7 protein-coding genes and 2 pseudogenes are annotated in these 11,647 nt (G+C 54.1%); 3 read left to right on the top strand and 6 right to left on the bottom strand.

Annotation, left to right across the window (positions count from 1 at the left end):
- The first annotated feature begins 4 nt into the window (after positions 1 to 4).
- The gene (locus tag ISP19_RS03415) at positions 5 to 1,240 is read left to right on the top strand and encodes a hypothetical protein (RefSeq protein WP_204679872.1); all 1,236 of its coding nucleotides are present in this window, start codon (positions 5 to 7) and stop codon (positions 1,238 to 1,240) included.
- 480 nt (positions 1,241 to 1,720) lie between these two features.
- On the opposite strand, the gene ISP19_RS03420 is transcribed toward ISP19_RS03415, so the two are convergent.
- The 5 genes from ISP19_RS03420 to ISP19_RS03440 form a co-directional block, all read right to left on the bottom strand.
- Positions 1,721 to 3,073 (bottom strand): restriction endonuclease subunit S, encoded by a 1,353-nt coding sequence (locus ISP19_RS03420; RefSeq protein ID WP_204679874.1) that lies wholly within the window; start codon positions 3,071 to 3,073, stop codon positions 1,721 to 1,723.
- Positions 3,070 to 4,512, bottom strand: coding sequence for a class I SAM-dependent DNA methyltransferase (locus ISP19_RS03425; RefSeq protein ID WP_204679876.1), 1,443 nt, complete (start codon positions 4,510 to 4,512; stop codon positions 3,070 to 3,072). Before ISP19_RS03425 ends, ISP19_RS03420 begins: the two co-directional genes overlap by 4 nt.
- 19 nt (positions 4,513 to 4,531) lie before the next feature.
- Positions 4,532 to 7,849: a type I restriction-modification system endonuclease gene (hsdR, locus tag ISP19_RS03430; protein WP_204679878.1), complete on the bottom strand. Its 3,318-nt coding sequence runs from the start codon at positions 7,847 to 7,849 to the stop codon at positions 4,532 to 4,534.
- Positions 7,850 to 8,228: 379 nt separating this feature from the next.
- Positions 8,229 to 8,819, bottom strand: coding sequence for a 2OG-Fe(II) oxygenase (locus ISP19_RS21590; protein ID WP_204679880.1), 591 nt, complete (start codon positions 8,817 to 8,819; stop codon positions 8,229 to 8,231).
- 1 nt (position 8,820) lies between these two features.
- Positions 8,821 to 9,048, bottom strand: a complete 228-nt coding sequence (locus ISP19_RS03440) for a hypothetical protein (RefSeq protein WP_204679882.1) — start codon at positions 9,046 to 9,048, stop codon at positions 8,821 to 8,823.
- Between the two features lie 655 nt (positions 9,049 to 9,703).
- Here ISP19_RS03440 and ISP19_RS03445 point away from each other — a divergent pair.
- A pseudogene (locus ISP19_RS03445) lies at positions 9,704 to 9,945 on the top strand (integrase core domain-containing protein); the annotation flags it as partial.
- Between the two features lie 76 nt (positions 9,946 to 10,021).
- A protein-coding gene (locus ISP19_RS03450) for an IS3 family transposase (protein ID WP_204679884.1) occupies positions 10,022 to 11,139 on the top strand; the annotation gives its coding sequence in 2 pieces (ribosomal slippage) (positions 10,022 to 10,274 and positions 10,274 to 11,139; 1,119 coding nt in all).
- A gap of 343 nt (positions 11,140 to 11,482) precedes the next feature.
- On the opposite strand, the pseudogene ISP19_RS03455 reads toward ISP19_RS03450, so the two are convergent.
- A pseudogene (locus ISP19_RS03455) lies at positions 11,483 to 11,647 on the bottom strand (IS5/IS1182 family transposase); the annotation flags it as partial.

The raw sequence follows: 11,647 nt of genomic DNA on the forward strand, positions 1-11,647 counted from the left end.
AGAAATGCGAAAAATATTGGGCTATGCAGCGGTCGAGTGGTCGAAGATCGTCGAATCAGACGAGACCCCTGTCGAGCTATGTTTGCGAAGGAAGATTCCGGTTTACATCAAGATCGACACATCGAGCCAGCTTGTATATCGCTACTACCACTCGTCGATTAGTCCAGATCAAAAAATTGCCTTTGAAGGGCTCTACGATGATCTTGCCTATCTTCGTCTTGAAGAATCGATCTTGGAAGAAATTGCTGTATTTGGGGAGGCGTCCGTCTCGAGTTTTGAATGTGGAGGACTATCGTCCCCCAAGAACCTGATAGTGGAAAAAGTTGAATTCGATCGGGTTGAACTTATTGATAGGAATCGTTGGGAGGAGGCGAAGAGACATTTTGAATTGAATATGAAGGAATGGGAGATGCGTAGGGAGTGGGTGGAGTTGCTCAGGAATGCAGAAGAGACTCCTTCATCTGAGCCAGCTGAAGGCCGATTCGAAGGTGCCTCACGCCTAACAATCCAGGACATTCCAGAAATTCCCCACTCCCTCATGACGAAGCTTCGTGACATTCGGCAGGAAAAAGTTGTTGTCACGATCAAGATCGACGAAAGCGATTTGCACTTTGAAATCGCAGACATTGAGTCAATGATGCAGGATGCTCTTAAAAAGCGTGGACGGGCTCATTGCCCCTATCCTTTCACGCACGAGAAAGAAATGCCTGGTCTCTATTGGATGTATCAAGCTGCCTATGTGCACAACAAACTCGGATCTTTGACAACGAAAAAGTCTAGCGTTGAGAGATTGCAGGATGTCAAGGCATGGCTGTTAGAAAATGATAAGAATGCTTATCCATCCAGAAGCATTCGTAACGCAGCGAAATTTGTTCCACTTCACCACGACCGAAAAAGAGGCAAGCTGCGTAAAGAATTTGTACCTGACGTTTATGATGAACGGAAGTCGCCTGACTTTATTAGCAAGGGCTTGTCCTGCATTTTATCTATCGCCGATTGGTGGGAGCGTTACTATCAAGGCGACAAAGAGGATAGGTTGATGCTAGCGATAAAGCTCGACGCAAGCGGGTTTGAAGGTTTGGAGTTAGGGGATCTTGTGCACCTCATCAGTGGAAAGCCGCTTTCAGCCGAAGATGTCCTTGCGTTTGAGGCGCATCTAACCGAAAAGGGCCAGGACCATAAGCCTTTCGATTTCGTTGACAAGGAAAAACGGCCTAAGCGCGCCAGAACCAAGCAGTGACTATGGAGCACGCAACTGGCCGTACTGTTCATTGCGTGCGAAAAAGTGAGTAAGATTGTGAGTAACAGTTGCTTGGTGACGCAAAAAATATTCTTTTTTTCAAAAAGATAGACAGATAATTCGAATGATGGTGGGCCACCACTTTGAACGCGCTGCCGTTCTTGGTGCTGTGGATTCCGGCATAAATTGGCCGAAATGGCCAGAATATGATGGACAGTCCGGCATATTCTGGCCGGCGTAATGAGTGATTCCAATTACTTACGCTCCCCAGCTTGCTTCACGATTGCACTGCCTGCTGTCGATTTCGAGGGCATGCGCGCAGGTCATGCATGCACATGCCTCCTTAACTACTTAGTCGAAAGCGCGACATCAAATCTTGCTGCGATTACGAGGCACAAGCTCTAGGCTATAAACGGACTCAGCGTATCCCGCACACGAGACAGACCCCGCCTAGAACCTTAGTTAAAGGCATACCTTTTATTACGCACGCTTAGCCTTGGGTTGCTTTCGGACTTGGGTCTTGGATCCGCGCTTCTGCTTCAAAGACGTTGTGATATTCAAGTCAACCCCAGTCCGAGCTAGAGGTTGCTCGGCAGACTCATCCGTCCGACCCTGTTGAATGAGTTCGCCGCGGAACGCTTTGGCGAGGAGTGCAGGAGTGAGCTTATCCACTTGTGCGCGAGCAGCCTCATATTGGGCCTGCACCTTGTCGGCGATTGCGAACAGAGATTCAACGCGATAGGCAATTTCACGTTGCTCGCTCAAGGACGGGAGTGGAAGGGAAAACTCCTTTATCTTGTTCAGATTGAGGTTCGGCTGATTCCCACCTTCGGCCAGATCTCGCATCTCGTAATAATTGGACTCCAACGCTCGTCGCACGTAGAGCCTGTCAGCCTTAGCTTCATCCACGATAACCGCAGCGCATGCTTGATTGACTGTCGCTGGAATACCTAGCTCAGTCACTTGGCCGCGAGTTTTTCCTTCGCCATACATTGCAACGAGGATCGTTCCGACTGGATATGTTTTCAGTCGGTGAGCTTTGATTGCATCCTCAGTTACATGTTCGTTAGCCTCGGTGACAATTCTTTGAGACGTCGCTGCACTCGTTATCCACGGAGTTCCCCTTGCCGAGAAAAATTTTGCGTTTGACCGTAGCGGGGTTGAGCCAGTGCCAACTTTGGCGATTGACTGCACATTAGTCGACGCCCAGGCGGCGGACTTACCTTTACGCCAATCTTCCGTTAAGTCTCCACTGATCGCCGCAGCAAGCACAGATTGGCGAAATCGCTTCAACAACTCAGGAATTCGATCCAACCGAGCACGACCTGCATCTACCCGCGCCAGAAGCACATCGAGCTTATCGGCGATGCGCTTTTGTTCGCGGAGTGGCGGGATCGCAACTTTAGTTCTCTCGAAAGTGCCTTTTGTAACGTGTCGCAGCCCAACTCCGCCATGAGCAATGTCGATGAGCTCGTCAAGCTTCTGATTGATGGCATAGCGAAAAAATCGCTTATCAATCTTCGACGCGTCAAAATCAACACGGAAGATGTGCTGATTGAGCACAGCTTTGCCACCATGCCAGACATGGGCACCGAACGAAGTGCCAGGCGTGCCAGACCACGCGAAAAGAAGTTCGCGACCCGTGAGCTGATAGCGCTCTTCCGCCTCTCCAGAGAAGTAGTTGAACGGCGCGGCGGGGTTGTTCAAGTTCTGGATTCGAACGATCGGAAGCCCGGCGATTGCCCACTCGGATGCCTTGAAAGCTCGCCCATTTTTAAGCGAGCAAAGGTCTCCGATCGGCACAGAGACCCAACCCAGCGGAAGCTCACTCATACCGCTTCTTCCTCCACGCCGAGTTCGCCAAGAATATTGCGCAACTCTTCCATCGCTCCTTCCAGTTCTGCAATGGCCTCTTGCGCCAACGCCTCTGGGGTCGGTAAATCACCTCTTGCCGAATCGCTGTCGTCCTTCAGCCAACTAATATCGAGACTATCGCCGCGTGCCGCGACATCGTCGCGCGTAAAGTGACGGAAACGACCTTCGACTCCGGCGTCCTTGCGCTTGCTTGTTCCATTCACCTTGGCTCCATAGTTCTTCTCAAATTCGGCGAAGTGCTCGCGCGTCAGCGGCGTGCGCTTACCAAACTGAGGCATATTGGCACGCAAGTCATAGACCCAAACTCCCTTGGTGTTGCCCTTGTCCTTCTCGCCACGGGTGAAGAACAACACATTCGTCTTCACGCCCTGCGCGTAAAAGATGCCCGTGGGCAAACGAAGGATGGTGTGCAAATTGCACTTGTCCATTAGGTCGCGTCGGATGTCGGCACCGACGTTGCCCTCGAATAACACGTTGTCCGGTAGCACTACAGCAGCGCGGCCGCCTGGCTTCAGCGTGCGGTAGATATGTTGGAGAAACGCCAGCTGCTTGTTGCTGGTTGGGTAGGTAAGGTCATCGCGAGTCGGACCACCACCACCTTTCTTGGTGCCGAACGGTGGATTGGTGAGCACCAAGTCGGCCTTGGGCAGTTGCTGACCCTCGCTGGATAACGTGTCGCCATAGCGGATGCCAGTGTCCTCGTCCGACTCGAGATCATGCAGCATCAAATTCATCAACCCTAAACGATGTGTGTCCGGCACCAATTCCATGCCGTGAAACTGCCGCCGGTACTTCTTGTAGCTTTTCGCATCTAGCGAGTACATGTCGTTGTGCTCGCGGATATAGTGGTTGGCGGCAATCAAAAAGCCACCCGTACCAGCTGCCGGATCCTGGATGACCTCACCCAGTTTCGGCTGCATTAGGCGGACCATGCTGTCGATCAGCATGCGCGGGGTGAAGTATTGGCCAGCACCGGACTTCTTCTCGTTGGCGTTCTTTTCAAGAAGGCCTTCGTAAAGGTCACCAAGGCCTTCCTGCTTGGCCGAGTACCAGTCGATCTCATCAATGGCCGTCACCAGTTGGGTGAGCGTGGTGGGCTTCTTGATGAAGGAGTTAGCGTTGGCAAAAATTTCCTGCGTAAGAATGGCGCCGTGCGTGCCAAGATGAATCAGCATCACCTTGTAGAACTCCAGCCGCTCCGGTGCAGCCTTGGCTTCCAGATTGTTCCAACGGTAGCCCTTGGGCAGTTTTTCCTCGGTACCAGTTTCCTTCGCCATCTTGAGGAAGAGCAGGTACGTGAGTTCGGTGACATATTGGTGGTAAGTCACGCCGTCATCCCGCAGGACGTTGCAAAGGTTCCAGAGCTTGGAAACGATGTCGGTATTCAAGTTGTTCATTGTGTCCTGATGGCAGCGGTCAGCTGGCCTGTTGCTGCCAGATGGCCTCATTCATGTCGGCGAGCACTTCGTGGAGCTGGCCCTCGAAAAGTTGGTTGAGGCGGCGGAAGCCGCCCTGTTCCCGGAAGGGGCCTTCGTTGATGGCCGCCTCGTCCAGGATGATATTGGCCTTAATCTGCTTGGCTAGGTTTTTGAGCCAGTCCTGCTGAACGCGGGTCAGGCTACGTTGCTGGATCAAGGTCTGCACGGCCTTGTCCACGCGCTGATCGTAGGGTACCAACGGATCGCCCAGCGCAGCTTGGCGTACGAAGCCAAGGAGGCGGGCGGCGATTTCGTGATTGGATTTCTGCGTCCACGCCGAGGTGAGCGAGCGTTCATCGAAACCTGCGCCTTCCAGTGCGGTAACCAGTTGCATCAGGTCCTTGCGAGTCAGATCGCGAGGGCGTGTGACCACGGCCAACAAGGCAGGAAGTTTATTGCTTTGTTCTTGGACGAACTGGGTGAAGCGTTCGAGGTAGTCCTCCGGCTTGCCGTAGTGCGGCACGACATCCACCAGTTTGTCTTTATGGCTGGACACGACCACCGGATTAGCAGGCACGTCGCGTTTCTGGTCGAGGAGTTCTGCCAAGCCAGCGCGCTGGAGCCACCACTCGGCCAAGGATTTGATGTCGGTGTCTTTCAAAAACTTGGCGAAGTCCTGCGGACCATGGCCCGCCTGCTTAAGCGCGCGCTCCTGGGTTTCGGTTAGATGCCGCTTCTTGCGCTGCCATTTGGCAAGTAGCTGATCACGGGCCAGCTGTGAAATATCACTGCCAGTGTGCCGAGTGATTTCGCGCACCAACTGGGCAAAGCCGATGTTGGGGTCCTGCACGACCGGCTTCATGCTGTTCACCGGTTCGAGAGTGGCGTAAAGGTCTACAGCGTCGAAGATGCGAAACACTTCTTTGCCAATCTCATCGCAACGGCGAGTGGCACGGCCCAACATCTGCTCGTAAAGGATGCGGCTGTTTACGCGGCGCAGGAACACCAGATTGCTGATGGCCGGCACATCGATGCCAGTGGTCAGCAGATCTACCGTGACGGCGATGACGGGATGACGCTCGTTTCGCAGGCGGCGGATCTGCTGCAGGGGCTTGTCCGCGCTGCCCGTAATCTTGAGCACCGTGTCGTCTTCGATCTCGATACCCTTGGCGTCGAAAGCGTCCTTCAAAAGGCCAACCACCATGTCGGCATGAACGTCGGTGGCACAGAAGATCAGGGTTTTATCTGGGCCCGCCGGATTGATGCGATCGGTTAAAGCCTCGCAGACCACCTTATTAAACGACTCGGTGATGACCTTGCGGTTGAACTCACCAACATCGAAATTCAAATCGTCGGGCGTCTTGAAGAGATCCACGCCGCCCGAGCTGGGGTTGTACACCCGCACCTCGTCATTCTTCTTGTAGTGGATGCCTTTCTCGCTCAACTCCGTGATGATCCGTTCAGCGGGATCGTGGTCGATCAGGTGGCCATCGAGCACGGCTTCGCGATAGGAGTAAACGAACACCGCTCGGCCGAAAATCTCAGTGGTGTGCAGGGCCGGCGTAGCAGTCAAACCAATCTTTACCGCGTCAAAGTGGTCAAGCACCCTACGATACTTGGAGATGTAGTCCTTCTCGTCGCGAAAGGCGACTTCGGTATCGCTCATCTCACGGTCGAGCAGGTAGCCACGGTGACATTCATCAACCACGATGCAGTCGTAGGCATCGACCGGTAAACCTTCACCGTCCGAATACAGGATGCGCTTGACCAGCCCCTGCACAGTGGCGATATGGACTTTGGTGTCTGCGTCGGGTCGCTGCTCGTCGATCTCTTTAATTCCGAACACCTCAGCGAATCGCTGCAAGGACTCCATCTGCGTTTCCTTGAACGCATTGGCGGCCTGCTCACCCAGTGCTGTGCGATCAACCAAAAACAGAATCCGACGGAAGCGTTGGGCTTTCAGGAGCCGGTACACCAGCGCAATACAGGTCTTGGTCTTGCCGGTGCCGGTAGCCATGGCCACCAAGGAGGTCGACTTGCCTTCCTTGATGGCACCTTCAACGGCAAGGATCGCCTTGCGCTGGTAATCGCGCAGCGGAAAACCGTACTGGAAGCCGAAGCCGTCCAGTTTTTGCTCGGCCTCGTCGATGTCCTGCTCGAGCAATTCGCGCACACCCTGCGGGGTGTACCAGCCATCCAAAGGCTTGCGCAGGTTCTGCGGTCGGCGCAGGTCGCAGAACCAGATACCGCTGACCTCCTTGAACTGCTGCTGGAAAGGCCGCCCATTGGTGGCGAATGCCAGCGGGACGCGGAACTCATTCCACTGCGCACGCAAGGGCTCACCATGCTCGTGGGTCATGCCCGCGGCGTAGCGGCGGGCCTGGTCGATGGCAGAAGCAACGTGTTTGCTGCTGCGTTTGGCCTCGACCACCGCCACGCATTCGGTACCAATGAAGAGGGCATAGTCGACCGGGCCGTTGGCGGTAGGCCATTCGGCGATCGCAACAGAACGGCCCGGCTCCGGGCGGGTCCCCTTGCTAAAGCGCAATTGACGGCTATCGGCTTCCCATCCCGCGTCGCGTAGCTGCTGGTCGATGATTTCACGGGTGGCCTTCTCGTCCAGCGAGATCAGGGAGGCCGCCTGTTCGGCGCTCCTTTGCAACCCGGTGAAGTAGTCCGCAGCCTGTTGCGAAGCCTGCGCCTGAAGCACGGCGAGCTGGGCCTTCAGGTCAGCGGCGTTGTCGCTGCTTTCCTGCGCCAGCTCGGCCCACACCTTCGCTTCTTCTTGGGCGGCGGCGGCCTGCTGGGCAGCGCTCTGCGACTTTTCGGCTTCGGCTTGCAAGGTGCGGCGAAGGTCTTCCAGCTCCTTCTTGAGAGCCTCGGATTCATCCTTGGGCGCCTCCGGCGGAATGAAAGCGCCCCCCTTAAAAGCGGGGTCGGAAAACGTGCGATGGAACCAAAAACCCAACTGGGCGGCGATCTTCAGACCGTCCAGAGCGGTGCGGTGGTTACCGGCCCATTGGTGGTTGGCATCGTTGCCCGCCTTCCGAAGCCAATGGAACAGGTCGGCCGTTTCACGGGGCAGGTAGCCAGTGCCTCGCAGACGGGACAGCAGGCTGGCCTGCGTGTCGTCGCTAGGGATGACCGTATTGGTCCGCGCAGCCACCTGCTGGGCCAATAATTCCGCAAATTGGCGCAGTTTGAGCAGGCAAGTGTTGGGATCTTCGGCGAAATAGCGCTCGGCGTTCACACCCAACCGAGCCATATCAGGTTGCAGGCCAGCCAAGTGTGTGAAATTGGAGCGTAACTGCGTCATCCCGGATCCCCTTATCGCGGGCCAATACCTACATCGAATGACGTCTATTCTGGCGGATGGGTACGGAAAAGCCCACGGGAGCTGCGCGGGGTTATTCGAGCCCCCAGATCAAGTCCGGGAGGCGCGAGGCCGTGTCAAGCGCAAGATGCCTGCCGTGGCGAAGGAACCGAAGCTGAGGGCTACGAGCCCGCGCTGGGGAAAGTCGCTCTATGGATGGTAAAAAACGCCTTCAAGATCTAAACCATCGAACTGCTCTGGAACTGATCGCTGAAAGGCGCAGTGAGATCGTCATCCGTTATCTGGAATCCTTCAAAGCCGTTCATCACAGGTTGATGTCCGCCCAAACCCAATAAAGCGCATTATCCCAGTTCTGTTTTTTTCAGCCCAGTAACGGCCGAGGACGCGGCTGTCTATTTAAAAAGAATAGAAAAATTTGCTTCATGCCAGATAGAACAGGGCGCACTTCGTGCACAGTTTCGCAAGGAAAGATGAGTGAAGTTCCACATTCTGGATGATATGACCTATTAAGGGATGGAAAAACTATTTCTCCGCCAGAGTAATCACTGTTTAAATAGGTAACAACAGAAAATAGACGATCAGGATACGCAGAGCCGGAATCTCTGTGGGGACTAATGAAGTGCCCAATCTTGTACATCGTGAACTGTGCTGAAGACACAGACGCGGGCGTGATACCCCAATACTCTCGCACCAATGCATTTGCTCGGGGCGCAACTTCATTAATAAGTGAACTTGCAATACTTGCTGCGTGATCAAATCCTGCGGATAGTGCGTCCCGCTGAGATGTATCCACCAACTCCTTTACTTGAAACACATTATGCTTTTGACCAACTGTGGATGGCCTCCACTCAACGCTGCGGAGCTCGCCAGCCACTTGAGCAACTCGCTCTTGGATTAACGTCTTGCACCTTATAATCCCACTCTTAAAAGTGGCAATAACAGTATCCGACATACTACAGGCCGCATTGAGAGCCAACAGGAAGTATTACGACTGAGAACTCACTATCCACCTCTGCATGATGGACAATGATGAGTCCCTCATAAAACTCAGCAGGCATCGCGATCCCAGCCCGTTTGCACGCCTCGTCAATAAGCTGACCAAATTTTTCGGATAAATCGGGATCCGATTTGATATGCAGACGTAGCTTGTTTACGGCGACGACCAACTGATCGTTATCCATGTTCGCCTCCAACTCAAAATGTTAACGAGGATAAGGGGCTACTCACATTCAAGTCCGTTCAAAGAAACACTTAACACGTCTTTGGGGCCCAACTAATCGACGCATGAATTCGATCACGGTTAGCGCCCAATTCTGCACGATCCGTTCACGGCACGAGCAATAAAGAGCCGAACACGTATTTGCAAAGAATTACCCAGCGCAGGATCCCCGGTGCCACAGGCTCTGTTCAACGTTAGCACCACACCAGGACTTCTCGCGTAAAAAATCGGCCTGGCAATATTTCACACAAGATTGACGCAGCGCTAAGAAGTGGGGCTTCAAAGCGAGACCACTTTTACCGGTCATTTCCATATTTATGTAGTGCGTGTAAGCCTCGTTAGCTACCCCAAATCTTTTTATCAAGATATGCATATATATCAAGAGGTGCAGTAGGGCCACTTCGGCCACTCTGCGCTGCGGTCAAACACGTACCTCTACTAGCGCGCAGCCACCTCATGAAGACATGATTTACCTAAATTTTCAATCGATTAGAGCGCACACCCTCGGAACAATGACAGTTTTTCGATGTAATTTACAATCTATAACTGTCAAACCACCTAGATCTTCAACAGTTATTTCTTGCAATTCGCGACAGTTATTCGCGGCAACACCACCTTGGGCACACGAGCGGGGTGTGCAACTGCGCCTGATCGAGCCAGGAAAGCCGACCAAAACGCCTACATCGAGTCGTTCAACGGGCGCTTCCGCGACGAATGCCTTAACGAGCACTGGTTCCCAAGCTTGTTGCACGCCCGTACCGAGATCGAAACATGGCGCAGGGAATACAACGAAGAACGACCAAAGAAAGCACTGGGCGGCCTGACGCCTGCGGACTATGCAAAGCAGTTAAAGTTTTGACCTTATCCCTGCCATTTGTAGCGTTTCAAAGTAGAGTTTTCGGCGAAACTGACCCTCATGAGGAGGCTGTTTTGCCATGAAGAAGACCAAATATACCGAAGAGCAGATCGCGTTCGCCCTCCGCCAGGCCGAGAGCGGCACGACGGTGGCGGAAGTCTGTCGAAAGATGGGGATCTGCGAAGCGACGTTCTTCAACTGGAAGAAGAAGTACGGCGGCCTGGGCGTGTCGGAACTGCGTCGCCTACGGCAGCTGGATGAGGAAAATCGCAAGCTCAAGCAGCTCGTGGCGGACCTGAGCCTGGACAAGGCGATGCTGCAGGATGCCTTGCAAAAAAAGCTCTGAGACCGGCCCAGCGCAAAGCGCTGGCCGGTCATCTGCAGAAAGCCTATGGGGTGAGCATACGTCGCTCCTGCGCCCTCTTGCGATTGTCCTTGACGGGTTGGTATTACCGCCACAGCCGCCCGCTGCAGGATGCGCCACTGATCAAGCGCATGCGTGAAATTGCCGAGGTGCGAGTTCGATATGGTATGCGGCGGATCTATGTTCTGCTTCGACGTGAAGGATGGCCTGTGAACCATAAGCGCGTGCATCGTTTGTATGTGCAGGCGGGCTTGAATCTGCGCACGAAGCGGCCCCGCCGGCGCAAGGCAGCAGCGATGCGGCTGGACAGGCCATTGCTCACCGGGCCCGATCAGCTTTGGAGCATGGATTTCGTGTCCGACGCGCTTTTCGATGGTCGCCGCTTCCGTGCGCTAACCATCGTCGACAATTTCACGCGCGAATGCCTCGCGATCGAGGTGGCGCAGAATTTGCGCGGTGAAGAGGTCGTTGCCGTGCTCGAAACGCTTCGCTTCAGACGCGCGGTGCCCGCTCGGATACAGGTCGACAACGGGCCGGAATTCATATCGATGACATTGGATCGCTTTGCCTACGACCATGGGATCACGCTGGACTACTCGCGCCCGGGCAAGCCGACTGACAACCCATTTATCGAATCTTTCAATGGCTCGCTTCGCGACGAATGCCTTAACACGCACTGGTTTCTTTCGCTGGAAGATGCCCGTGAAAAGATCGAATCTTGGAGATACGACTATAATCATTTCCGGCCGCACTCATCGTTGGAAAACAGCCCACCAGCGCTGTTTGCCGAGATGATGCGGATGACTCCTAAACTGCCGATGGCTCTACCTTAGGCCGCTACAAATACGGGGATAAGGTCAGACACCTTAGTTATCCCGCAAGCCGGCTTGGATGCCGTAGAGACTGCCGAGCGAGCACTCAAAAGAGAGTCCAGCTTCAAGAACGTCCGTTGCATCAGTCGGTTACAGCGTCCCGGCCAAATTATGCTCTCCAGACGCGGTCAAATCATGCTTTCAGCCACACTTGGTGCACTTACCCATAAAGTGTCCGCCATTGATCGCATACCCACCCAGATACGTGGATGTCTGTTTTCGACCGAGGCTGTGTGAAAACCAGAAACTGGAGTCGCGATCCGCATTGGTTCGCTACGAAGCAGACTCATGTGCATGATTGCGGTCAGGTTGCGATGGCCTGCATCAACTTCGCTACGCCCGTGATCTTGATTGCCCGCTTCATGTTGTAAGCCAATACATACAAGCTCATTTCAGTAGCGACCTTTGGCAAGGTTCGCATGAGGAAATGGGTTGATCCCATCCAGGCCTTGAGGGTTCCAAAGACGTG

Origin of the sequence: Dyella flava (assembly GCF_016904955.1) — a bacterium.
GTDB classification, from domain to species: domain Bacteria; phylum Pseudomonadota; class Gammaproteobacteria; order Xanthomonadales; family Rhodanobacteraceae; genus Dyella_B; species Dyella_B flava.

What these genes read in the sequence shown, in the direction of transcription:
- ISP19_RS03415 (WP_204679872.1), top strand. Translation starts at nt 5, where the DNA reads ATGCGAAAAATATTGGGCTATGCAGCGGTCGAGTGGTCGAAGATCGTC.
- ISP19_RS03420 (WP_204679874.1), bottom strand. Translation starts at nt 3,073, where the DNA reads ATGAGTGAGCTTCCGCTGGGTTGGGTCTCTGTGCCGATCGGAGACCTT.
- ISP19_RS03425 (WP_204679876.1), bottom strand. Translation starts at nt 4,512, where the DNA reads ATGAACAACTTGAATACCGACATCGTTTCCAAGCTCTGGAACCTTTGC.
- hsdR (WP_204679878.1), bottom strand. Translation starts at nt 7,849, where the DNA reads ATGACGCAGTTACGCTCCAATTTCACACACTTGGCTGGCCTGCAACCT.
- ISP19_RS21590 (WP_204679880.1), bottom strand. Translation starts at nt 8,819, where the DNA reads ATGTCGGATACTGTTATTGCCACTTTTAAGAGTGGGATTATAAGGTGC.
- ISP19_RS03440 (WP_204679882.1), bottom strand. Translation starts at nt 9,048, where the DNA reads ATGGATAACGATCAGTTGGTCGTCGCCGTAAACAAGCTACGTCTGCAT.